This window comes from Pseudomonas trivialis, assembly GCF_001439805.1.
GTDB classification, from domain to species: domain Bacteria; phylum Pseudomonadota; class Gammaproteobacteria; order Pseudomonadales; family Pseudomonadaceae; genus Aquipseudomonas; species Aquipseudomonas trivialis.
In genome coordinates this window covers 346,592-369,930 of record NZ_JYLK01000001.1, presented here as the reverse complement: position 1 = coordinate 369,930, position 23,339 = coordinate 346,592, and the positions used below count along the sequence as shown (strand labels likewise).

Genomic DNA, 23,339 nt, shown 5'->3' with positions numbered 1-23,339 from the left:
TCAAACACAAAATAACGTGCTGATTTCAAACCCTGAAATTTCAGGCAGCCACAAAGGCTCCAGTGTGCTGCGCGACAGCGCCAAGCCGAAGACCTGGCGGAGCCCCTACATTTTTACCGGCTGCGGCGGTACAACACCACAATCGCCAGGATAGCCACCGCCTGCGCGCTTAACGAATATGCGTCGGCGTGAATCCCCAGCCAGTCGAACTCAAAGAACGCCACCGGCCGTGTGCCGAACACTCCGGCCTCTTGCAGCGCCTTGACGCCATGCCCGGCGAACACCACCGACAGCGCGCACAGCAGCGCTGCGTTGATGCCGAAGAACAGCGCCAGCGGCAATCTCGCCGAGCCACGCAGGATCACCCAGGCCAGGCCCACCAACAACACCAGTGCCGTGGCGCCACCGGCCAGCACCGCGTTGTGCCCGGCGGGGCCGGCCTGCAGCCACAGAGTTTCGTAGAAAAGGATCACCTCGAACAGCTCGCGGTACACCGAGAAGAACGCCAGCAGCGCAAAGCCGAACCGTCCGCCGCCGCCCACCAGGCTGCTCTTGATGTAGTCCTGCCAGGCCGCCGCATGACGGCGGTTGTGCATCCACACGCCGAGCCACAGCACCATCACGCTGGCGAACAGCGCCGTGCAGCCTTCGAGCAATTCGCGCTGGGCACCGCTGACGTCGATCACGTACGCCGCCAATGCCCAGGTCGCGAGGCCGGCCAGCAGCGCCAAGCCCCAGCCCACATTGACACTGCGCACCGCCGATTGTTGGCCGGTATTGCGCAGGAAGGCGAGGATCGCCGCCAGCACCAGAATCGCCTCCAGGCCTTCGCGCAGCAGAATCAACAAGCCGGAGATATAGCTCAACGACCAGCTCAAGCCGTCGCTGCCGAGCAGGTCGGCGGACTGGCCGAGCTTGCCCTTGGCCACGTCCAGGCGCTGCTGCACCTGCTCCAGCGGCAGGCCGTCCTGCAACGACTGCCGATAGGCCATCAGCGCTTTCTCGGTGTCCTTGCGCACGTTGGCGTCGACGTTGTCCAGCGAACTTTCCACCAGCTCGAAGCCTTCCAGGTAGGCCGCAACGGATAAGTCATAGGCCTGCTCGTGGTCACCGTTACGGAACGCAGCGATGCTTTTGTCCAGTGTGGTGGCGGTGTATTCAAGCAATTGCGCAGGGCCGCGCGTGACCTGCGGCGGCTGCGCACGCTGGGCGCGGAAGGTCGCGGCGGCGGCCGGGCCACTGGTGGCCAGCACCTCATTGGGGGTCTGGCGGGCCAGGTCGGCGAGGTTGAAGGGCGGCCCGCTCCTGACCGCAGCCGGGTCGGCGGTGAAGCCCGCGAGGTAGGTGGCCAGGTCCCAACGTTGACGGTCGTCCAACTGATCGGCGAACGACGGCATATCGCTGCCTTCGATGCCCAGGCCAAGGGTGTTGTAGATCGCGTAGAGGCTCAGGCGGTCGAAACGCGCCGCGTCGCGCAGGTCCCCAGGCGCAGGCTCCATGCCCAGCGCGGCCGGGCCGTCTCCAGCACCGGTGGCGCCATGGCACACCGAGCAATGCTGAGCGAAGAGCGGTGCGCCGCGCGCCGGGTCCGGCGTAATGGCCGGTGCCTGGCTGACTTCATAAGCCACCGCCAGCCTGGCGCCCAATTGCCGGGCCTGACGGGCGACTGTGGCGCCCTCTGCACGGGTGCTGACGGCGGCCAGCAACTGATCGACGCCCGTGGCCAATTCGGCGCGTTCGGGCTTTTGCGGCAACTGCGCGACCAGCCCCTGCAATGCGCCGATAGCCTCCACCTGCTCGCGATAGTGCGATGGATCCACCACCTCACCCGACGCCACGGTCGGCGGGTAGTCGGCGCTAACGTAGTCCAGCAGATGCAAGGCTTGTGGGGCACCTTCGGCGGTGGCGGCCAGCAGATTGAGGCTGCACGACATCAACCCCGGCAACAGCAGCCAGGCGAGAAAACGGAAGGGGGCGGTCATGAATGAATCTCAGGGGGAAATACGAAGTAACACTATTGTTCAGCTTTAACCGATTGGACTCAAGCTTATTTGGCACCGCCCCCTCCCACAGGTTGATCGGTGTTTAGTGCACGTTATGCCGTGGCCCGGTGCAGGCTGGCGAGGAAACCCGCCGCCCCCACGAACAGCCCGGCAAACGTGCGGTTCACGCGCTTTTGCTGCGTGGGCGTGCGCAACAGGCGCAGGACTTTGGAGGCCAGCCCGGTATAACCGGCCATCACAATCATGTCGACGCTGATCATGGTCGCGCCGATGATCAGGTACTGGATCGCCAGCGGCGCCTGGGGATTCACGAACTGCGGCAATACCGCCAGCATGAACACCAGGGCCTTGGGGTTGCTGGCATTGACCAGGAACCCGCGAAACATCATCGCCATCGGCTTGCCGATCTGGCGCGGCGCGGCGTCATCGGTGAGGTCCATGGGCAGGGCACGCCATTGTTTGATGGCCAGATACACCAGGTACGCCACGCCAAACCATTTGATCGCATAGAACGCGGTGGACGACGTCGCCAGAATGGCACCCAGGCCCCCCGCCACCACGGCAATCTGCATCGCCAGGCCCAGTTGCAGGCCAATGGCGTTCCAGTAGCCACGCGCAAAACCGTATTGCAGGCCGCTGGACATCGAGGCGATAGCGCCAGCGCCAGGGGACAGGGAGATGATCCAACTGGCGAGGAAAAACGCCAGCCATGTGTCGAGTGCCATTGCACACCTCAAGGGGGGGTTTGCTGTTGTGCGCTAAGCTAACGCCGCCGAATGAAGGCTGGCTATCAGTTTTTTACAGCGGCGAGATATTGCCGGGCCAGCGCCGCACCGAACGCTGGAAGAACAGGCTGTTGGGCACCTGCACGATGGCACTGTTGGTGCCGGCCTCTTCCACTTCGATCAACGTGGTGTAAAGCAGGTTGATCGCGACCACGCGCCCCTTAACGCCGGGCTTGTCGACGGTGTCCACCAGTTCGACGATGTCACCCAGGCGAAACGGCCCGACGGTAAAGATCAAAATCGCGCACAGTAGGTTGGACAACACCGACCACATGGCGAAGAACGCCACCGCCGCCACCGCCACGAACCCTGACAACGCCGTCCACAGCACGGTGGCAGACACGCCCAGGCGCCCCAGCACGAAAATCAGCGCACTGCCCATGATCAGCCAGCGCAGCCCACCGCGCAGGGGCATCAGCAACTGAGGCGGGAACGGGTAGCGCTCACCCAGGCGCGTCAGGCCCTTGGCAACGAAGCGCTGGGCAAAATAGCCCGCCAGCAGGATGAGCAGGATCTGCACACCGATCCAGATCGGCGCCACCCATTGCGCAGGCAACGGCAGTTGCAGCGCTTCCATCAGGACAGCGCCTCCAGCTCCGCTTGCAGGGATTCCAGCAGTTCGAGGGCTTCCATCCAGGTTTCCTCCAACTGGCCTTCACGCACCTTGAGTCTGGCCTGCTCGGCCAGCAGGTCGCGCAACTCATCCTTGCGAGCGACCTCGTACACGGCGCTGTCACCCAGGCTGGCTTCGATGCTGGCCAGGCGCTCGTGCACCTTGCCCAACTCAGCTTCCAGCTTGTCGGCTTCGCGCTTGTGCGGCGCCAACTGCTGGCGCAAGGCGGCAGCGGCCTGGCGCTGGGCCTTCTTGTCGGTCTTGTCCGGGTTGACCGGCGTGTTGCTGGTCGGCGCGTTGCGCAGGCGGTAATCGGTCAGCCAGCGCGCGTAGTCATCCAGGTCGCCGTCGAACTCCTCGACCTTGCCGTCAGCCACCAGCAGGAAGTTATCAGTGGTGCTCTTGAGCAAGTGGCGGTCGTGAGACACCACCAGAACCGCACCGCTGAATTCCTGCAGGGCCATGGTCAGCGCCAGGCGCATTTCCAGGTCCAGGTGGTTGGTGGGCTCGTCGAGCAGCAGCAGGTTCGGCCGGTCCCAGGCGATCAAGGCCAGGGCCAGGCGGGCCTTTTCGCCGCCGGAAAAATTCAGCACCGGCTCATCGATGCGCGCGCCACGGAAGTCGAAGCCGCCGAGGAAATCGCGCAGGACCTGTTCGCGTTCGGTCGGCGCCAGGCGCTGCAGGTGCAGCAACGGGCTGGCCTTGGAATCGAGCGAGTCGAGCTGGTGCTGGGCGAAATAGCCCACCACGGTGTTTTCGCCGCGGGTGAGGCGGCCGGCCAGCGGCGAGAGTTCACCGGACAGGTTCTTGATCAGCGTCGATTTGCCTGCGCCGTTGGGGCCGAGCAGACCAATGCGCGCACCCGGCGTGAGCTGCAGCCGGACCTTCTCGAGGATGGTTTTGTCGCCATAACCCAGGCGCGCATCCGAGAGGTCCAACAGCGGGCTGGAGATTTTCACCGACTCGCGGAACACAAAGTCGAACGGCGAATCCACGTGGGCCGCCGACAGTTCCTCCATGCGCTCCAGGGCCTTGATCCGGCTCTGGGCCTGGCGCGCCTTGGTGGCCTGGGCCTTGAACCTTGCGATGTAGCTTTCCATGTGCGCGCGCTGCGCTTGTTGTTTCTCGAACGCCTGTTGCTGCTGGGCCAGGCGTTCGGCGCGCGCGCGCTCGAACGCGGTGTAGCCGCCACGGTAGAGGGTGATTTTCTTCTGTTCGACGTGGGCGATGTTGTCGACCACGGCGTCGAGGAAATCCCGGTCGTGGGAAATCAGCAGCAGGGTGCCCTGGTAGTTCTTGAGGAAGTCTTCCAGCCAGAGGATCGCATCGAGGTCCAGGTGGTTGGTCGGTTCATCGAGCAGCAACAGGTCGGAGGGGCACATCAGCGCCTGGGCCAGGTTCAGGCGCATGCGCCAGCCGCCGGAGAAGTCGGCGACCGGGCGGTCCATCTGTTCGTTGGCAAACCCCAGACCGGCGAGCATTTTGCGCGCGCGGGCGTCGGCGGTGTAACCATCGGCACTGTCCAGCTCGGCGTGCAGGCGGGCCTGAGCGGCACCGTCCTGGGCTTTCTCGGCCTCGGCGAGGTCATGTTGCACCTGGCGCAGGCGCAGGTCGCCATCGAGCACGTAGTCGATCGCGATGCGGTCCAGGGTGTCGATCTCCTGGCGCATATGGGCGATTCGCCAGTCGGCCGGCAGCAGGCAGTCCCCGGAATCCGGGGTCAGCTCACCGAGCAACAACGCAAACAACGTGGATTTGCCGGCGCCATTGGCACCGATCAGGCCGGCTTTGTGACCGGCGTGCAGGGTCAGCTCGGCGTCTTCAAGAAGACGTTGCGGGCCACGCTGTAATGTTAGGCTTTGAAGTCGGATCATAATGGCGGCGGAGTCTACCAGCTTCGTTGGCCGCTGGCTTGGGTGTGAATATGTGCGCTGACCTGTGGAGCTTTGCCCTCTCGACCTACGCCCGGCCCGGCGTCGAAGCCGCGTGCCTGCGCTTGCAGGAAAATGGCGCGGATGTGTGCCTGTTGCTGTGCGGCGCCTGGCTGGAGGCGCGGGGCGTGGTGCCGAGGGCCGAACGTCTGAAGGCGTTGCAGCAGCTTGCTCGTCCGTGGCGCGAACAGGTTGTCGAACCGTTGCGAGAGCTACGTGTGCAATGGCGTGAATTGGCGCAGCAGGAGGGTCAACTGGAGACGTTACGCACGGGGGTCAAGGCGCTGGAATTGGAAGCGGAACGGACGCTGTTGACTCGCCTGGAACAACTGGCGCGGGGCTGGCCGAAGGATGAGGCGAAGGGGCAATACGGATGGCTTGAAGGCCTGGCGACCGAAGTCGCCAACCTTGACCACAACGCGCTCCAGCAACTGCGCGTCGTGGTTGCCAGCCCTTAGGAAGCGCTGGTTGGCGTGGTGCCTGGTGCTGCCGGTGCAGAGGTGCTGCTGGCCGGCGCGGTTGGGGCGGTGGATGCTGTCGAAGTGGCGGTCGATGCAGCAGGCTTGGCCGGTGCTGGTTTTGCAGCAGCCGGTTTGGCAGCTGGCTTGGCGGCTGGTTTTGCAGCAGCTGGTTTAGCGGCTGGCTTGGCGGCCGGTTTTGCAGCAGCCGTTTTGGCCACTGGCTTGGCGGCTGGTTTTGCAGCAGCTGGTTTAGCGGCTGGCTTGGCGGCCGGTTTTGCAGCAGCTGTTTTGGCCACTGGCTTGGCGGCTGGTTTTGCAGCAGCTGGTTTAGCGGCTGGCTTGGCGGCCGGTTTTGCAGCAGCCGTTTTGGCCACTGGCTTGGCGGCTGGTTTCGCAGCAGCTGGTTTAGCGGCTGGCTTGGCGGCCGGTTTTGCAGCAGCTGTTTTGGCCACTGGCTTGGCGGCTGGTTTCGCAGCAGCTGTTTTGGCGGTTGGCTTGGCAGTTGGTTTTACAGCAGCAGTTTTGGCAACTGGCTTGGCGGCGGCTTTAGCTGGAGCCTTCGCTGCAACGGCCTTGCTCGCAGGCTTTTTAGCCGTGCTTGCCGCGACCGCTTTGGCTGGCGTACGCGCGCCCAGAGCCTTGGCGACGGCTTCTTTCACACGACCGACGCCCTGGGCCAGTTTCAGGCTTTCCTGAGCGTCTTTTTTCAGTTGGGAAATATAAGTGCGGGTCTCAGCCTGGCGATCTTTGAGAGCGTCCAGCAAGTCTTCGAGTTCTTTGACTGCGTCTTTGGCCTTGGCTTGTGCCTTGGACTTGCCGGCAGTGGCGGCGTCTTGCAGCTTGATACGGGATTTGTGCAGCTTTTCCTGCGCTTTGCCGCGTTGCTTTTCCAGTTTGGCGAGCAGTTTTTCTGCATCGGCCAAGGCCTGGGCGCAAGCGCTTTCCAGATGTTCGAGCAGGCTGCCCGACAGTTGTTGGAGCAAATGCAACGGGGTATTAACAGGCTTCTGTTTGGCCGACATGGTTTACCTCCTGACTGACGTGGGTGCGGCTCATACTAGCCCTCTGCTCTTACCGCCGCTAGCGCATGTTGACAGTATCGATTGACTTGCGTTGCGCCCTGGGAAAATTCTTATCGGCCTGAACGGAATCCACGACACTGTTTACCCTTCCACGCTGGCATAATCCGTCGCACTTTTGGCGGGAGCATGCCCATGTCGCGTTACCTTTTTCTTGTGCTTGGCCTGATTGTTTACGTTGCTGACGCAAACGAGCAATTGCCGTCCAGCGCTGCTATTCAGGACCAGCACGACCTTGCGTACAGCCTGGGCGCCAGCCTGGGTGAACGGCTGCGTCAGGAGGTCCCCGACCTGCAGATTCAGGCCCTGATCGACGGCCTCAAACAAGCCTATCAAGGCAAGCCGTTGGCGCTCGACAGCGCGCGTATCGAAAAACTGCTTGCCCAGCACGAGGCACAGACTGAGGCCAATGCGCAGGTGCCTCGCAGTGAAAAGGCGCTGGCTGGCGAACAACAGTTCCTCGCCAAGGAAAAAGCCGCACCCGGTGTGCGTGAACTGGCCGATGGAATCCTGCTCACGGAGCTGACGCCAGGCACCGGCAACAAGCCGGCAGCCAGCGACCAGGTTCAGGTCAAATACGTGGGTCGATTGCCGGATGGCACAGTGTTCGATCAGAGCACGCAACCGCAGTGGTTTCGCCTGGACAGCGTGATCAGCGGCTGGCGCAGCGCGTTGCAGCAGATGCCGGTGGGCGCAAAATGGCGTCTGGTGATTCCATCGGTCCAGGCCTATGGCGCAGACGGCGCGGGTGAGTTGATCCCGCCTTATACACCGCTGGTGTTTGAGATCCAATTGCTGGGCACGCGTCAGTGAGCCAAAAAAAACGGTGCGACATGCGCACCGTTTTTTTATCGCCAAAGGTCAGGCCTGAGTAACAGCCTCGTCCTTGTGAGCGTTATGCAGCACTTCGATCAGGCAATCTTCCAGTTCGAAACGCTCATGCAAGAGTGCGCCCAACTCTTTGAATTTTTCAGCAACACATTTGCCTGCATCACACAGGTCGTTGAAAGCAACGAGCTTCTCAGTGATCGCGTCGAGGCGAGGATAAAGGGTATCCGCCAGCTCCAACCCTCGCTCATCACCGAAGGCTTCTGCTTCCTTGGTCAATTGATCGTAAACGCCGAAATGGCCCGCTGACACGTAGTCCATCAGCACACCGCAGAAATCCTGCAGCAGTTCGCCGTTTTCGGCCAACGCGTCGGGCTTGGCGCCAAGCGCATCAAAGGAGCGAATCAGTTCGTGACGCGCCTTCAACCAGCTGTCTATCAGCTTGTGCACCCCACCCCAGCGTTCCTGGGCATTCCGGCAACTTTCCAACATGATGATCTCTCTTCCCTAGGGGATGCGTTCGCCTGTGCCGCGCAACACTCAACGGTGAAGCGCCAGCCGCACAAAGCTGCAACTGACAATCGGTTTCGATAACGCGTGCGGGCCAGATTATGCCCGCATGACTATGGCTTCAAGGTACGCAGGACAGAAAGTTCATACAAGCGTTTAATCCCGTCCTACGAATTACCCTGCCCGCTCATTGCCTTGTGACAACTGCTCGGCGACTGAACAACAGCGGTAAAAACTGCAGAATGCCCAGGATCAGCATCGCCACGAAAAACAACAGGCTCCACTCGGGAAGGCTCAGGTCAAACAGTGTCCAGTTGATCTCGACGCAATCGACGGTGCCCCTGAACGTCCGTTGCAGCGCCTGCCAGGGCGACAGGTTTTCAATCATGTATTGCAGGTTCGGCCAGCAGTCGCCGACTTGCTCCGGCGCGGCGTTCTGCAGCAGCACCTGGCGCACGGCGGTGACAGCGCCGAGTAGCGCGCAGCCCATGCTCGCCAGACCGTAAAGGTAGCTGGCTGAACGTTTTGGATTATGGAGGGCGGCGACCAGATTGATCAGCATGAAGGTCGCCAGCAGAATGCGTTGCACCTGGCACAGGAAACAAGGCCGTAGCGACACGCCGTACTCAAGATAAAAAGACGCACCCAACGTCAGCGCACCGGCCACGAAGGCCAGAAAAAACAAGGAGCGTGAAGGGGCCAAAGACATTGTTATCCGTACCGCAAGAGATAGGTCGTTACGGTAGAGGAAAGCCCTGCCGCCTTTCAATACGCTCAGGGGCAGACAATTCCGCGAGAACACAGGGATATGCCGTCAGACCCTGGATGACTTCAAGAAGCTGTCAGTAGGAATTTACTACACAGAGACCTGAGCCCAGGTTTTATGCGGTAATCGATGGGTTGACCCTCAGAATCGTCCGAGCCAACCCACATCACTTTTCCTACTTCAAACCCGTGCGGGGACCGGCAACGGAGACGCCAGAAGCCGGCTGTCCAACAAACCCAGACCTTCCTGGAACAACTGATTGCTGCGCTCGGTATCACCCAGTTGAGCCAACAGGCGCGCCAATTCAGCGCAGGCCTCAGGATTGCGCTGCACCTGAAGGCTGCTTTCCAGATAGTCACGCGCCTTGCCCCACAGACTGTTCTGCAGGCACAGGCGTCCCAGGGTCAGCAACAGGCTGGCATCGCCGGGATGGTCCTTGAGCCAGCCTTCGGCAAACTTCAGTTGCCGCGCCGGATCGCTGCCGCGCAGCAAACCGTAGAGGCGGATCAGGTGACTGTCGTAGCTGCGCTTGATGGCACCGCGCAAGGCTTCTTCGGCTTGCGCATCCGCACCCAACTGGCGCAGTTGCTCAGCGTAGGCCAATACCAGTTGCGGCTCCTGACGCTGTGCGGAGGTCAGCTGTTGCCAAGCCCGCTCCAGCGACTGCAACCCCGCTTCGCCCTGCTCTTCGCGCTGTACCGCCAAACTGAGGTTTTCACCCCAGGCGCGGCGCTCCAGCTCGGCCAACTCGGCAGCAGGTAGAACCTTGTCCTTGCGTAACTCGGGCAGCAACCGGATCACCGACGACCAATCGCCACGCTGCTGGTGCAAACGCTGCAACTGGCGCAGCACCTGGGCGCTATGGGGATGACGCGCATGCATGGCCTGCAGGGTGGTCAGCGCGCCTTCGGTATCGCCGCGATCCATCTGCAACTGTGCATGGCTCAAGGCGACCGCCAGTTCGGCTTGGGGCTGACGCTCCAGCGCGCGCTCCAGCAAGCTGTCGCACTCTTCATAACGCCCTTGCTCGTTGGCGGCGCGGGCGGCGCCAAGGTAGTAAAGCAATGGCTGACGCTCTGCCTCGGCAGCGCGGTGCAGATGGCGCTCGGCGCTGGCCCAACGGCCTTCGGCGAGGTCCATCTGACCCTGTTCGATTGCAATCTGCACGCGACGGCTGCGATTGCGCCGTGACCATGGGTTGACCACACCACCGGAGGCCATCACCAGACTCAGCAATACCCGCAGCAGGTAGATCACCAGACCCACCACAAAGATCGCGACCAGCGTAGCCCACAGGCTCGACTCGTAATGCAGCAGGTGCGGATAAGTAATCAGCACGTAGCCAGTGTGTTTCGAAATGCCCACGGCCAGCGCCAGGGCGATGGCAATCGCCAGCACCAGGATCACATAGAAACGCTTCATCGGCTCTACTCCTGGGTCGCCGGCTTGCTCGCCGACGCCTTGGCTTCATCGGCAGACAAGTGACGACGCTCAAGGTAGGCCTGCACAGCAGCCAGGCTTGCGGCCAGGTCCGGTGTCACCACCGAGACGGCCTTGGGCTCGAGCTCGGCGATACGTGCCAGCATGGCCTTGCTCTGCGGGTTGTCCTGATTGAAGTTGTCCTGCAACACGCTGCGCGCCTCACCCAGCGAGCGGCTGTACACCGCCGATTCGCCATTGAGTGCCGCCCATTGCGCCTGCTCCAGGGCCAGGCTCAGGGCCAGGCGCACCTGGTTCAGGCCTTGACCTGCCAGCAATGGACGAATGGTGTCGTCAGGATTGAAATTGATGCGGAAGTAACGGGAAATCTGCTCCCACCACTGGCTCAGGCGATTTTGCGTATCGTCGGTGGAGCGGCCCTGAGCGGCGGGCTCGGTGAGCGAATACTCCGGCGCAATGGCCGACAGTTGCACCACCTGGTCACGCAGCGCGGCCAATTGCAGGTACAACCCAGTGCGGTCCGGCTGCTCGGTGCTGCGCAGTGCCGCCAGGCTCTTGGCCAATTGTTCACGGGCGGCATAGGCGCCCGGATCGCTCTGCTCGCGAAGGATCTCGTCCGCACCCTGAACCAGCGACTGGGCGCTGTTGATGTCCTGCAGGGCGGACAGACGCAGGCTCGCCAGGCGGATCAGGTGCTCGGCCTCAGCCAGACGCCAATCCTTGCGGCTGGCGCCCAGCACGGTTTCCAGGCGCTGGTTCAGCCGCTGCTGGTCACCCTGCAATTGCGCAACCAGGCGCCGACGCTCTTCCAGCTCATCCGCAGCCGGCAATTGCGCCAGGCGCGCGGCCAGTTGCTGCTGGCTTTGCTTAAGGCTCTGGGACTGGTCGTCGAGGGTCTGCACCTGACCCAACTGTTGCTGGCTGCTGGCTTGCAGTGCACGTACCTGCAACACCCCCCAACCGCCAACGGCGACGCCTGCGGCGCCGAGCAGCAAGGCAACGACTGCCAGGCCATTACCACGGCGTGGCGCGGTAACCGGTGTCTCGACCGGCGCATCGAGCGCGGGCTGAGTGTCATCTTTAGGCAAGGCTGTTTCGCTCACGTATCCGTCCTTTGCGTATCAGAGAGTGGGAACGGGATAACTCCGTAACGCCACTAACAAAGCCGCGGCACTCGCACCGCGACAATCCACAACTTTTTCTGCGCCGGCAGCCTGCGCCATCTCACAGACTCGCGGGCTGGGCACGAACAACGGCAACTGAGCAACCCGCGGCCACTCAGCGCCCGCCAAGGCCTGCAGGTGTATAAAACCCTGCCCACTGCTGACCACCAGCCCGTTCAAGCGTTCCAACCGGATGCGTTGCATCAGCACGTCCGAATCATAGGTCGGAAGAAAACGCCGATACAATTCCATATAGTCGACACTAGCACCTCTGGCGCGCAAACACTGCGCAAGCAACTCCCGTCCGCCCTCGCCACGCAGGATCAACACCCGCGCACCAGGGCGTGCGACGGCCTTCTGCAAGGCGGGCAATGCGAGCAAGGCCTCACTGTCATCGCCGGTTTGCGGACAGTGAACCCTGAGGCCCTGATCGGCCAGCACCTGCGCCGTCGCGGCGCCCACGCTGAACCACGGCACTTGCCGCCAATGGGACTCCATGTGTTGCAGGGCAGCGCGTGCGGCCGGCTTGCTCACCACGATGATCGCGCAATAGCGGCCCAGGTCGCGGAACACTGCCTGCTGCTCGGGTGTGACGGGCAGCGGTTCGATATCAAGCAAGGGCAGGCTGCTGCTGAAAATACCGGCGTCGGCCAGCGACGCCGCCAGGGCCGTCGACTCCTCGGCCGGCCGCGTCAGCAGCACCCGCCAGCCGCTCACTGCGGTCCGGCCTCGCCGTAGACTTTTTGCAGAATGGCGCCGGCGCCTTTTTCCAACAGCGCTTCGGCCACCTGGATGCCCAGCGCCGTCGCTTCATGCTGTGGCCCGCGCGTCTCGGCGGTGAGCAGCAAGCCACCGTCCGGGTCGCCGACCAGCCCGCGCAACCACAGGTTGTCGCCCTCAAGCACCGCGTAGCAGGCGATGGGGACCTGACAACCTCCATTGAGGTGTTTGTTCAGCGCGCGCTCGGCGGTGACCCGCACCTCGGTGTCCTGGTGATCCAGCGGTTTGAGCAGCGCATGAATTTCGCTGTCGGCAGTGCGGCACTCGATGCCCACCGCGCCCTGTCCGCCTGCGGGCAAGCTGTCTTCGACGCTGATCGCCGAGGTAATCCGGTCTTCGAAGCCCAGGCGGATCAAGCCGGCGGCCGCCAGGATGATCGCGTCGTATTCACCGGCATCCAGCTTGGCCAGACGGGTGTTGACATTGCCCCGCAGAAAGCGGATTTGCAGGTCCGGGCGACGCGTAAGCAACTGGGCCTGTCGGCGCAGGCTCGACGTGCCGACGATGCTGCCAAGAGGCAGTTCATCCAGGGACGCATAGATATTGGACACAAAGGCATCACGCGGGTCTTCACGCTCGCAGATACAAAAAAGGCCCAGGCCTTCAGGAAAGTCCATGGGCACATCTTTCATCGAATGTACGGCGATGTCGGCGTGATTTTCCAGCAGTGCGGTTTCCAGTTCCTTGACGAACAGACCCTTGCCGCCAATCTTGGACAGTGGCGAGTCGAGCAGCTTGTCGCCGCGACTGACCATGGGCACCAGGCTCACCTTGAGGCCCGGATGGGCCAGCTCAAGGCGGGCCTTGACGTATTCGGCCTGCCACAAAGCCAAGGCACTTTTACGGGTGGCGATGCGGATTTCGCGAAGAGACATTGAACAATCCGTACTGGGTAGATACGGCAGATAATAACAGCTCAGGCCAATACGCCTTGACTTGAATCAGCACGTGCGAGGCCTCCCTGACCACGCAGCACCTGGATCAGCAATGCAGACAGTGCGCCAGACTCAGGGCTAAAGCTGCTGCATCATCTTGCGCACGCCAGCAACATGGCGCCGACTCACGATCAACGCGTCGCCATTGAGCCCTTTGAGGAACAACTGAAAGTGCCCCAGCGGCGTGCGCTGCAAACGCTCGATACGCTCACGGGCCACCAGCGCATTGCGATGGATGCGCACGAAGCGATCGCCGAACTCATCCTCAAGCGCCTTGAGTGGCTCGTCGAGCAGCACTTCACCGGCCTCGTGCCGCAGGGTCACGTACTTGTGATCAGCGATAAAATAGACCACCTGGTCCAGGGGAATAAGTTCGATGCCTTTGCGGGTACGCGCGCTGATGTGGCTGCGCGGCCCGTTACCACTTTGGGCGGCAGGCTGAGTCAGAGCCGCCAGTTGCAGGCGGTTCGGGCGCTCGGCTTTTTTCAGGGCCTTGAGCAGGCCTTCACCGGCAACCGGCTTGGCCAGAAAGCTCACCCCGCTGTCTTCCAGGGTCTGCGCAGAAAACTCTTCCTCGGCTGCACACAGCACCACCGCCGGGGGTGATTCGCGCTCGCTCAGGCGGGCCGCGACTTGCAGGCCATCAAGGCCAGGCATGCGGATATCGAGCAGCACCACATCGGGCTTGAGGCTGTCGATCAGCGTCAACGCCTCTTCGCCGGTGGTGGCGCTCGGTTCCAGGACTGTATAACCCTCGAGTTCTTTGACCAGACGGCTCAGACGCTCGCGGGCTTGGGGTTCGTCATCAACGATCAGGACATTCATATTGCGCTGGATTCCTGCGTGAGTCTCGCACAAGGATAGCGTAGACAGGTGCGGTGACTTGCGTCACAGCGATCCACGCTAAGACTGGTGCGGACGGCAAAAAGTGCCCCGGCAGCGGCACCCATGTTTACCCGGACCTGTTCACTGGTGCCCAGGACCTGCTGCCTCCGGGCATCTTGGTAGGGTTTGCTGATACACAATCCGAATACCCCCTTTTTCAATAGACAGTCAGGCTCTGACCGCATCACCCGACTTTGGTGCATTCATACGCTGTCAGTCCAACTGTAGACGCTCGCCAAGACGATATTGCTCAATCGTCAAATATCGTATCAATAAGCCCGTGCCTCCAGTCTCGTCCCGGACGCGGTCGTCGGCAAGGCACTTAGCCAGCTCTGGCGTAAATAAAATGCCGATCACCCGCAGCACCGCCTGCACGGGCAACCCTGTTATTATCGGCGCCACACTCCACGCCTCTTTCAAGCAGACCACGAGCGAATCCATGAGCACCGACAAGACCAACCAGTCCTGGGGCGGCCGCTTCAGTGAACCCGTCGACGCCTTCGTCGCCCGCTTCACCGCCTCCGTTAATTTCGACCAGCGCCTGTACCGCCACGACATCATGGGCTCCATCGCCCACGCCACGATGCTGGCCAAGGTCGGCGTGCTGACCGACGCCGAGCGCGACAGCATCATCGACGGTCTGACCACCATTGGCGGCGAGATCGAAGCCGGCACGTTCGACTGGCGTGTCGACCTGGAAGACGTGCACATGAACATCGAAGCGCGCCTCACGGACCGCATCGGCGTGACCGGCAAGAAGCTGCACACCGGGCGCAGCCGTAACGACCAGGTAGCCACCGATATCCGCCTGTGGCTGCGCGACGAAATCGACCTGATCCTGGCTGAAATCACCCGCCTGCAAAAGGGTCTGCTGGAACAGGCCGAACGTGAGTCGGACACCATCATGCCCGGCTTCACCCACCTGCAAACCGCGCAGCCAGTGACCTTCGGCCACCACCTGCTGGCCTGGTTCGAAATGCTCAGCCGCGACTACGAGCGCCTGGTGGACTGCCGCAAGCGCGCCAACCGCATGCCCCTGGGCAGCGCCGCACTGGCCGGCACCACGTACCCGATCGACCGCGAGTACACCGCGCAGCTGCTGGGTTTTGATGCGGTGGGCGGCAATTCCCTGGACGGCGTATCGGACCGCGACTTCGCCATCGAATTCTGCGCCGCCGCCAGCATCGCCATGATGCACCTGTCGCGGTTCTCCGAAGAGCTGGTGCTGTGGACCAGCGCGCAATTCCAGTTCATCGACCTGCCGGACCGCTTCTGCACGGGCAGCTCGATCATGCCGCAAAAGAAAAACCCCGACGTGCCCGAGCTGGTTCGCGGCAAGAGCGGCCGCGTATTCGGCGCGCTGATGGGCCTGCTGACCCTGATGAAAGGCCAGCCGCTGGCCTACAACAAGGACAACCAGGAAGACAAGGAACCGCTGTTCGACGCCGCCGACACCCTGCGCGACTCGCTGCGCGCGTTCGCCGACATGATCCCGGCGATCAAGCCCAAACACGCGATCATGCGTGAAGCGGCCTTGCGTGGTTTCTCCACCGCGACAGACCTGGCCGACTACCTGGTGCGCCGTGGCCTGCCGTTCCGCGACTGCCACGAAATCGTCGGGCATGCGGTGAAGTACGGCGTGGACAGCGGCAAGGACCTGGCAGAAATGAGCCTGGAAGAACTGCGCCAGTTCAGCGACCAGATCGAGCAGGACGTGTTCGCTGTACTGACCCTGGAAGGCTCGGTGAATGCCCGCAACCACATCGGCGGCACTGCACCGGCACAGGTGAAAGCTGCGGTGGCGCGCGGCCAGGCGTTGCTCGCCAGCCGCTGAAACCATTGCAGGCAAGCAGCTCCCCTCTCTGGAATGCATTCCAACTGTGGGAGGGGGCTTGCTCCCGATAGCGCAGAGTCAGCCAACACATGTGCTGACTGACATACTGCTATCGGGAGCAAGCCCCCTCTCAAATTGGCTTACTTTTTCGCCGCAATCATCGCCCGAAACGCCGGCATCGCCGCCTGCCGGTCCGCCTCGACCTTCCGTGCGTTCGGCATGTCATTCAAACGCTCGAGCAACGCCCTCGCCTTCGGCAACTCAGCCAGCAAATCCAGGCCAAACAGCTTCTCGCCCACGCCACACGCCAGGTTCAAGCTGTACATGAAGTACAGGTCGGCAATCGTGAGGCTCTCCCCCGCCACATACGGCGCAAACTTGCCGTGACGCCCCAGGGAACCAACGCCCAACAGCAACTCGGCGCGGGACTTTTCCTTGATCGCCTCCGGCACTGTCATGCCAAAAAACGCCTCGGCGAAACACGCGCGGGCGGGCAACTCGATGTACAGCTCGATTTCCCGGCACAGCGCCAGCACCTGGGCCCGCGCGAAGGGGTCGCCCGGCAGCAACGCCGGTCCTTCCTGGGTTTGCTCGATGTATTCGAGGATCACACTGGTTTCGTTGATGAAGCCCTGTTTCACCTCCAGCACCGGCACCTTGCCGCGCGGGCTTATCGTCAGGGTTTCCTGAGTTTGCCCGGCATAAAAAGGCACCTCTTCAAAGGGCAGTCCCTTTTCCAGCAGCGCCAGCTTGACCATGTTGTAGTAGTTGCTGACCGAAAATCCGTAAAGCTTGAGCATCGCAAAGCCTCCAGGCCGTGTGCGGGGTTGGCTGCAAGCGTTATAGATCCTCGCGACCCGTCTGACCAGCAGCATCACCCACTTGAATGGAGGTAGACTGGCGCCCTTTCCTTCAGGAGCCTGTCATGAGCGAGCCAACCGACATCGACAACGACGAAGAAGAATTCACTGAAAACACGCTGATCGAAGCGATCGAAAACCAGATCGAAAGCGACAACCCGCCGGCTGCCAAAGCCGTGTTCAACAAGCTGACGCTGGTGGGTTACGAGCGCGAAGACATTTTGAATTTGATGGCCCATGTGCTGGCGTTCGAGATCGACGCAATGCTCGACGAAGACCGCGCCTTCGATACCGACTGGTACGAAACAGCGTTGCGGGCACTGCCTGAGCTGCCACCGGAAAAGGAATAATCCCGGCACGCAGCAACACGCTGGACAGTTCGGCAAAGTGCGTTCACCTTATGGCCTGCTAGCCTCTAATAAATTTAGAACGTCTGGAGTCCTTATGTCGTATACCCCTGAGTTGGTTGCCGAACTGGAAATCCTTGCACTCTTCAACCTGGATAGCTCCCAGGAAGGCCTGAAAGTCCATCAGACCGCCGCCCCCACTGCCGTTGCCGCCGCCAGGCGCCTGTTTGACAAAGAACTGATTACCCAGCCCGATGGTGGCTACCTGACCAGCCTTGGTCGCGATGCTGCCGAACACGCCCAGGGGCTATTGACCATCCTGAGCACCGCCCAAAAAGAAGCCGCCTGACACCTGATACCGCCCATGGAGTCCGCTGCCTGCGGATTCCGCGGGCGTTGCCGTGGATGAGCGAAAAATTCCGGCACTAAACACCACTCCCCTCTAAAACTCCTGCGCGTCTGACTGTAGACTCCTACACGGCCGCCCGCGTCGGGCTCTGCGAGCCACCGAGTTCGACATGACCCGCACCCATGAAATCCGCCCTGACCTGGACGAGGGCATCGACCGCAAGGTGCTGGCCCAACTGCGTGGGCGTTTCATGGCGCTCAACGAAGGTCGCATGGCCCGCGCTGTCGAAGGGCTGACGCCACGCCAGCACAGCGTATTGACGCTGCTGCCGCTGTTTTTCCACGTCAACCATCCGCTGCTGCCCGGCTACGTATCGGGCAGCACGCCGGCCGGGCTGTCGAATTTCGAACCCGATGCCCAGGCCCTGGTCGAAGCCCAGCGGCTGACCCGCTCGTTCTCCTACAAGCCGCGCCCCGGCAACCAACCCAGGCCGATCCACGGCCTGTTTCTGATGGGCAGCCTGGGTACCCTGGCCCAGGCAGACCAGAGCGATATGGACGTGTGGGTGTGTCATGCCGCAGACCTTGGCGACACCGAACTGGCCGAACTGCGCAAAAAATGCCAGTTGCTGGAAGCCTGGGCGCTGAGCCTGGGCGCCGAGGCGCATTTCTTCCTGATCGAGCCGACGCGGTTTGTGCTGGGGGAGCGCGATACGCAACTGAGTTCCGACGATTGCGGCACCACTCAGCACTACCTGCTGCTGGACGAGTTCTACCGCACCGCCATCTGGCTGGCCGGGCGCACCCCGATCTGGTGGCTGGTGCCGGTGTACGAAGAATCGCGCTATGCCGAGTTCACCCACACGCTGATTTCCAAGCGTTTTATCCGCGCCGATGAAACCCTCGACCTCGGCCACCTGGCACGCATTCCCCCGGGCGAATTCATTGGCGCCGGGCTCTGGCAGCTGTTCAAGGGCATCGAGTCGCCCTACAAGTCGCTGCTCAAGCTGGTGCTGACCGAGGTCTACGCCAGCGAACACCCGAACGTGGGCTGCCTGAGTCTGCGCTTCAAACGCGCCGTATTCGCCAACCGCATGGACCTGGACGAGCTGGACCCGTACATCGTGGTGTACCGCCGTATCGAGGAATACCTCAGCGCGCGCAACGAACCCGAGCGCCTGGAGCTGGTGCGACGCGCGCTGTACCTGAAGGTCAACTGCAAACTCAGCGCCGGCCAGCGCACCACCAGTTGGCAACGCTTGCTGCTTGAGCGCCTGGCCGACGAATGGGGCTGGGACACGCGCCAACTGGCCCTGCTGGACAGCCGCAGCCAGTGGAAAGTGCGGCAGGTCGCGGCCGAGCGCCGTGCCCTGGTCAACGAGCTCAATTACAGTTACCGGTTCCTGGCCCAGTTCGCCCGCACCGAACAGACCGTCAGCCTGGTCAACAGGCGCGACCTCAATGTACTGGGCCGGCGTTTATACGCAGCGTTCGAGCGCAAGGCCGGCAAGGTCGAGTTCATCAACCCCGGCATCGCCCCGGACCTCGCCGAAGACACGCTGACGCTGGTGCAGTCGCCCAACCGCAAAGAGCCCGGGCATCACTTCTGGGGCCTTTACAACGGCAGCCTCACCGCCCTGGAGTGGGAGCACTTCGCACCGATCAAGCGCAGCCGCGACCTGCTCGAAATGCTCACCTGGTGCCACCGCAACGGCGTGATCGACAGCAGCACGCGCCTGGCCCTGCACCCGGGCACCAGTGACATGACCGAGTTCGAACTGTTCAACCTGCTGGGCAGCCTGCAGCAAACCCTTCCCCTGCCCTTGCCCAGCGTCGATGAAACCCGCCTGCTGCGCTCGGCGGTGCCCGACGAGGTGTTGCTGCTGATCAACGTCGGCGTCGACCCGCTCAAGCACCACCGCGACCTGAATATCCTGATGACCACCGAGCGCACCGACTCACTGAGCTACGCCGGTGTGCGCGACAACCTGGTGCTGACCCTGGACCAGGTCACCCTCAACAGCTGGAACGAGGTGATGGTCAGCCGCTACGACGGGCCTCATGCGTTGCTCGATTGCCTGCGCGACTACCTCAACCAGTTGCCCGCGGATCACCTGCCGCGCCTGCGCGTGCGCTGCTTCTGCCACAACCGCGCGCCATTCATTGCCCAGCGCGTGGAGGAGATATTCGACACCGCGCAACACTTGATGCTGGGGCAGTCCAACCACCGCTATCTGTTGCAGGTGCAGCAGCACTATCACGTGATGGAATTGACGCCCGGCCAGGCCAACCACGTGTCGCTGCCCACGCAGCAGGCGCTGATCGCCTACCTCAGCGAAGAATTGGCCAGCTACAGCCCCTGGCACCTGGATGCCATGGCCCTGGAAGATCACGACTTGGCGCTGTTGCTGCCGATGGGCCTGGCCGATTGCGTGCAGGTGTTCTACCGGGTCAACGAAAGCTTCGCCGAGCTGTATGTGCTGGATGAGTTCAACGCGCTCTGGCAACAGCGCTTGCCGTTTCATGACGAGCAAAGCTTGCTGGCGCCGTTGCAGCGCTTTCTGCAATCGATCCTCTATCGGCGTGACGCGTTATCGCCGCTGGATCCACAGCAACCGCAGGGCGCAGTCAATGTCCTGTATTACCAACTGCTGCCTTCGGGGAGCAACCGCGCGCGCGGCGTCGAGCCGCGTCCGGCGCCTTCGACGCCGGCCAATACGTCCTTTTATGAGGTACAGGCAATCATCGCCAGGGCGGCGCCAGGCCAGGTGGGCATTACCCTGTATTGCAATCAGCGGGAGTTTTGCGAACTGGAATTCGGCGACCAGCTGTTCACCGTGGTCGCCCGTGAAATCGTCGGGCAACGCCGGGAAACCGAGCGCTACCGCTGCTACATCACCGACCTTGACCTGTCCGGCCTGCTCGGTGATGTGCAAAGTCCAAGCAATCTTTACCTGCGTTACAAGGCCGAACTGGAACTGTCGTTGAACGCGGCACTCAGCCAGATTTAAAGCGGAAAGGCGCCGCCGTCTTTTGGCTGGCCTTCGACGTTGAGCAGCTCCAGCTTGAGGGTCTTGCCGCCGGGCGCCGGCCAGTCGATGTGCTGGCCCACCTGCAGACCGAGCAGCGCGCTGCCGACCGGCGCCAGGATCGAAACCTTGCCCTCGTCGGCATTCGCGTGCTTGGGGTATACCAGGGTCAGGTGGTAATCCTTGCCGCTGCCTTGCTCGCGGCAATGCACGTTGGAGTTCATGGTCACGACACCCGCAGGCACTTCATCGTGGCCAACCACCTCTTCGGCGCGGTCGAGTTCGGCTTGCAACGCTTCGACACCGGGAAACTCGTCGCCCAGGCGGTCGATCAGTTGCTCCAGACGCTGCACGTCAAGACGGGTGAGGATGATGGAAGGTGCGGTGGTCATGATTCAGGCAGACTCCTTTTTTCTGCACAAAAAAGCAAAACCCCGCCAGGAAAGGCGGGGTTCTCACGGGCCTCGATGGGTTGAGGCGTAGCCGGACACTACCACAGCGTCACAAATAAACAAGACGACCTCAGGCCAGTGCCCGGCGCTGCTCGGCCTCGGCACAGATCACCCGGCGCCGGGCATCGTCGGCGGAGCGCCATTCGCGGATGTCTTCCACGTGACGGAAGCAGCCACGGCAGACTTTCTCCTCGTCCAGGCGACACAAACTGATACAAGGTGACGGCACCGCCGGGCTGACATTACTGAACAGCGGCTTGGGCGGACGCGTGGGGGCAGGCTGGCTCACGGTCAAATCTCGTCGAAGTCCAGCTCGGCGCCGGATTGCTCCAGAACCAAACGGGCCAGCATCTCGCTGAGCAGCTCATCGCTGGTATCGCACTGCCAGTTGTTGTCTTCTTCGTTGTAGTCGAAGTGAAAACCACCGGAACGTGCCGCCAGCCACAACTGCCGCAAGGGTTCCTGCCGGCTGAAGATCAACTGAGTGCCGTTCTCGAACTTGACCGTCAGCACGCCGGCCGAGTTTTCCAGGTCCACGTCCAGGCCGCTGTCGTCGAAAATATCCTCCAGCGCCTGCTGGGTCGAATCCACCAGATCGTGAAAACGGGCTTCGGTCAAACTCATTGTGGCAACCTCAAAAGTGTCGGGTTCTGCTCAAGCGCCGCACGATACGGAGGCGCCTGCGTGAATGCAACGGATACCGATTTCATTACCGATGACTGTACGAATTGTCACCAGCCAGCGTAGCTCTATTCACGCACAAGTCGGCAAACCCCCGCCGGACGGGTATTTCGGCGCATAGGCAAGCTGGCGGGTGGTCGGTATACTCGGGCGCAATTAATGCATATTCAAGGATTTCGCCATGAAGCGCCTGATCTCTTCCCTTGCTGCGCTCGTCGCGGTCGCTTGCCTCGTTAGTGCCTGTGGACAAAAAGGCCCGCTGTACCTGCCCGATGACAGCAAGGACCCCAACGAACAGGCGCAATCGTCGCAGAAGCCTTCAAAAGCGCACAAGCACGACACTTACTAAGGGAAAACCATGGACGCTTTTAACTACCGGGACGGTGAACTGTTCGCGGAAGGCGTGGCGTTGTCGGCAATTGCCGAGCGCTTTGGCACACCGACCTATGTGTACTCGCGTGCGCACATCGAGGCGCAGTACCGCGCCTTCACCGACCCGTTGAACGGCGTGCCGCACCTGGTGTGCTACGCAGTCAAGGCCAACTCCAACCTGGGCGTACTCAATGTCCTGGCGCGTCTGGGCGCCGGTTTCGACATCGTGTCCCGTGGTGAGCTGGAGCGCGTGCTCGCCGCCGGCGGCCAGGCTGACAAGATTGTGTTCTCCGGTGTCGGCAAGAGCCGCGACGATATGCGCCGCGCCCTGGAAGTGGGCGTGCACTGCTTCAACGTCGAATCCACCGACGAGCTGGAGCGCCTGCAGGTGGTGGCCGCCGAACTGGGCGTTCGCGCGCCGGTCTCGCTGCGCGTCAACCCGGACGTCGACGCCGGCACCCACCCGTACATTTCCACCGGTCTCAAAGAGAACAAGTTCGGCATCGCCATTGCCGACGCCGAAGACGTGTACATCCGCGCCGCCCAACTGCCGAACCTGGACGTGCTGGGCGTCGACTGCCACATCGGCTCGCAACTGACCAGCCTGCCACCGTTCCTCGATGCCCTCGACCGCCTGCTGGCGCTGGTCGACCGCCTCGGCGACTGCGGCATCTACCTGCGCCACATAGACCTCGGTGGCGGTGTGGGCGTGCGTTATCGCGACGAAGAGCCGCCGCTGATCGCCGACTACATCCAGGCTGTGCGCGAGCGTATCGAAGGCCGCGACCTGGCACTGTTGTTCGAGCCGGGCCGTTACATCGTGGCCAATGCCGGCGTGCTGCTGACTCAGGTCGAGTACCTCAAGCACACCGAACACAAGGATTTCGCCATCGTCGATGCGGCGATGAACGACCTTATCCGCCCGGCGCTGTACCAGGCCTGGATGAACGTCACCGCCGTGGCCCCTCGCGACAGCGAAGCGCGCGCCTACGATATCGTCGGGCCTATCTGCGAGACCGGCGACTTCCTGGCCAAGGATCGTCAACTGGCGCTCGCCGAAGGCGACTTGCTGGCCATTCATTCGGCCGGCGCCTATGGGTTTGTCATGAGTTCCAACTACAACACGCGCGGGCGTTCCGCCGAGGTGCTGGTGGACGGTGATCAAGCATTTGAAGTGCGTCGCCGCGAGACGGTAGCCCAGTTGTATGCTGGCGAAAGCCTGCTGCCGGAGTAAGCC

The 23,339-nt window shown here is 62.2% G+C and carries 25 protein-coding genes; 8 read left to right on the top strand and 17 right to left on the bottom strand.

Annotation, left to right across the window (positions count from 1 at the left end; genetic code table 11):
- Positions 1-113 precede the first annotated feature (113 nt).
- The 4 genes from TU79_RS01670 to TU79_RS01655 all read right to left on the bottom strand — a co-directional run bounded on the left by TU79_RS01670 (position 114) and on the right by TU79_RS01655 (position 5,275).
- A complete protein-coding gene (locus TU79_RS01670) occupies positions 114-1,982 on the bottom strand; it encodes a cytochrome c/FTR1 family iron permease (protein ID WP_057006405.1) in 1,869 nt (622 codons plus the stop codon).
- Positions 1,983-2,095: 113 nt separating this feature from the next.
- A complete protein-coding gene (locus tag TU79_RS01665) occupies positions 2,096-2,728 on the bottom strand; it encodes a LysE family transporter (RefSeq protein ID WP_057006404.1) in 633 nt (210 codons plus the stop codon).
- Positions 2,729-2,801: 73 nt separating this feature from the next.
- Positions 2,802-3,365 carry a mechanosensitive ion channel family protein gene (locus tag TU79_RS01660; protein ID WP_057006403.1) on the bottom strand — a complete coding sequence of 188 codons (564 nt, stop codon included), beginning with the start codon at positions 3,363-3,365 and terminating at the stop codon, positions 2,802-2,804.
- Positions 3,365-5,275 (bottom strand): ATP-binding cassette domain-containing protein, encoded by a 1,911-nt coding sequence (locus TU79_RS01655; RefSeq protein WP_057006402.1) that lies wholly within the window; start codon positions 5,273-5,275, stop codon positions 3,365-3,367. The genes TU79_RS01660 and TU79_RS01655 overlap by 1 nt, the downstream gene beginning before the upstream one ends.
- A 50-nt stretch (positions 5,276-5,325) precedes the next feature.
- Here TU79_RS01655 and TU79_RS01650 point away from each other — a divergent pair, with 50 nt between their 5' ends.
- On the top strand, positions 5,326-5,790 hold the full coding sequence (locus TU79_RS01650; protein WP_057006401.1) for a TIGR02444 family protein: 465 nt from the start codon (positions 5,326-5,328) through the stop codon (positions 5,788-5,790).
- Here the strand turns inward: TU79_RS01650 and TU79_RS01645 are convergent.
- A complete protein-coding gene (locus tag TU79_RS01645; protein WP_057006400.1) occupies positions 5,787-6,815 on the bottom strand; it encodes an AlgP family protein in 1,029 nt (342 codons plus the stop codon). The two genes, TU79_RS01650 and TU79_RS01645, sit on opposite strands and share 4 nt — an antisense overlap.
- Positions 6,816-7,007: 192 nt before the next feature.
- Here TU79_RS01645 and TU79_RS01640 point away from each other — a divergent pair, with 192 nt between their 5' ends.
- Positions 7,008-7,685 (top strand): FKBP-type peptidyl-prolyl cis-trans isomerase, encoded by a 678-nt coding sequence (locus TU79_RS01640; RefSeq protein WP_057006399.1) that lies wholly within the window; start codon positions 7,008-7,010, stop codon positions 7,683-7,685.
- 48 nt (positions 7,686-7,733) lie between these two features.
- Here the strand turns inward: TU79_RS01640 and TU79_RS01635 are convergent, their stop codons facing one another.
- From TU79_RS01635 to TU79_RS01600, 8 genes are all read right to left on the bottom strand, one after another.
- On the bottom strand, positions 7,734-8,192 hold the full coding sequence (locus TU79_RS01635; RefSeq protein WP_003231536.1) for an Rsd/AlgQ family anti-sigma factor: 459 nt from the start codon (positions 8,190-8,192) through the stop codon (positions 7,734-7,736).
- A 205-nt stretch (positions 8,193-8,397) separates the two neighbouring features.
- Positions 8,398-8,919, bottom strand: coding sequence for a disulfide bond formation protein B (locus TU79_RS01630; RefSeq protein WP_057006398.1), 522 nt, complete (start codon positions 8,917-8,919; stop codon positions 8,398-8,400).
- A 237-nt stretch (positions 8,920-9,156) separates the two neighbouring features.
- Positions 9,157-10,398, bottom strand: a complete 1,242-nt coding sequence (locus TU79_RS01625; protein ID WP_057006397.1) for a heme biosynthesis protein HemY — start codon at positions 10,396-10,398, stop codon at positions 9,157-9,159.
- 5 nt (positions 10,399-10,403) lie between these two features.
- On the bottom strand, positions 10,404-11,519 hold the full coding sequence (locus TU79_RS01620; RefSeq protein WP_057006396.1) for a uroporphyrinogen-III C-methyltransferase: 1,116 nt from the start codon (positions 11,517-11,519) through the stop codon (positions 10,404-10,406).
- 18 nt (positions 11,520-11,537) lie between these two features.
- Positions 11,538-12,296, bottom strand: coding sequence for a uroporphyrinogen-III synthase (locus tag TU79_RS01615; protein ID WP_057006395.1), 759 nt, complete (start codon positions 12,294-12,296; stop codon positions 11,538-11,540).
- A complete protein-coding gene (gene hemC / locus TU79_RS01610) occupies positions 12,293-13,234 on the bottom strand; it encodes a hydroxymethylbilane synthase (protein WP_057006394.1) in 942 nt (313 codons plus the stop codon). Before hemC ends, TU79_RS01615 begins: the two co-directional genes overlap by 4 nt.
- Positions 13,235-13,372: 138 nt before the next feature.
- Positions 13,373-14,119, bottom strand: coding sequence for a LytR/AlgR family response regulator transcription factor (locus tag TU79_RS01605; RefSeq protein WP_057006393.1), 747 nt, complete (start codon positions 14,117-14,119; stop codon positions 13,373-13,375).
- A 273-nt stretch (positions 14,120-14,392) separates the two neighbouring features.
- Positions 14,393-14,632 carry a hypothetical protein gene (locus TU79_RS01600; RefSeq protein ID WP_139136743.1) on the bottom strand — a complete coding sequence of 80 codons (240 nt, stop codon included), beginning with the start codon at positions 14,630-14,632 and terminating at the stop codon, positions 14,393-14,395.
- Here TU79_RS01600 and argH point away from each other — a divergent pair.
- Positions 14,619-16,013: an argininosuccinate lyase gene (argH, locus tag TU79_RS01595; RefSeq protein WP_057006391.1), complete on the top strand. Its 1,395-nt coding sequence runs from the start codon at positions 14,619-14,621 to the stop codon at positions 16,011-16,013. The two genes, TU79_RS01600 and argH, sit on opposite strands and share 14 nt — an antisense overlap.
- Positions 16,014-16,153: 140 nt before the next feature.
- Here argH and TU79_RS01590 read toward each other — a convergent pair whose 3' ends face one another.
- Entirely contained in the window at positions 16,154-16,813 is a 660-nt protein-coding gene (locus tag TU79_RS01590) for a glutathione S-transferase family protein (protein WP_057006390.1), read from the bottom strand.
- 125 nt (positions 16,814-16,938) lie between these two features.
- Here TU79_RS01590 and TU79_RS01585 point away from each other — a divergent pair, with 125 nt between their 5' ends.
- The 3 genes from TU79_RS01585 to TU79_RS01575 all read left to right on the top strand — a co-directional run bounded on the left by TU79_RS01585 (position 16,939) and on the right by TU79_RS01575 (position 20,579).
- Positions 16,939-17,223, top strand: a complete 285-nt coding sequence (locus TU79_RS01585) for a hypothetical protein (RefSeq protein WP_003231551.1) — start codon at positions 16,939-16,941, stop codon at positions 17,221-17,223.
- 94 nt (positions 17,224-17,317) lie between these two features.
- Positions 17,318-17,569, top strand: a complete 252-nt coding sequence (locus tag TU79_RS01580) for a TIGR02647 family protein (RefSeq protein ID WP_003231553.1) — start codon at positions 17,318-17,320, stop codon at positions 17,567-17,569.
- A 169-nt stretch (positions 17,570-17,738) separates the two neighbouring features.
- A complete protein-coding gene (locus tag TU79_RS01575) occupies positions 17,739-20,579 on the top strand; it encodes a class I adenylate cyclase (RefSeq protein WP_057006389.1) in 2,841 nt (946 codons plus the stop codon).
- Here the strand turns inward: TU79_RS01575 and rnk are convergent.
- The 3 genes from rnk to cyaY form a co-directional block, all read right to left on the bottom strand.
- Positions 20,576-20,989, bottom strand: coding sequence for a nucleoside diphosphate kinase regulator (gene rnk, locus TU79_RS01570; RefSeq protein WP_057006388.1), 414 nt, complete (start codon positions 20,987-20,989; stop codon positions 20,576-20,578). The two genes, TU79_RS01575 and rnk, sit on opposite strands and share 4 nt — an antisense overlap.
- Before the next feature lie 130 nt (positions 20,990-21,119).
- Positions 21,120-21,338, bottom strand: a complete 219-nt coding sequence (locus TU79_RS01565) for a DUF1289 domain-containing protein (protein WP_057006712.1) — start codon at positions 21,336-21,338, stop codon at positions 21,120-21,122.
- 2 nt (positions 21,339-21,340) lie between these two features.
- Positions 21,341-21,673, bottom strand: a complete 333-nt coding sequence (cyaY, locus tag TU79_RS01560; protein WP_003231561.1) for an iron donor protein CyaY — start codon at positions 21,671-21,673, stop codon at positions 21,341-21,343.
- A 238-nt stretch (positions 21,674-21,911) separates the two neighbouring features.
- Here cyaY and lptM point away from each other — a divergent pair, with 238 nt between their 5' ends.
- Complete coding sequence (gene lptM / locus TU79_RS24950) at positions 21,912-22,079, top strand: LPS translocon maturation chaperone LptM (protein WP_003195417.1); 168 nt, start codon at positions 21,912-21,914, stop codon at positions 22,077-22,079.
- 9 nt (positions 22,080-22,088) lie between these two features.
- Entirely contained in the window at positions 22,089-23,336 is a 1,248-nt protein-coding gene (gene lysA, locus TU79_RS01555; RefSeq protein ID WP_057006387.1) for a diaminopimelate decarboxylase, read from the top strand.
- Positions 23,337-23,339: the final 3 nt, after the last annotated feature.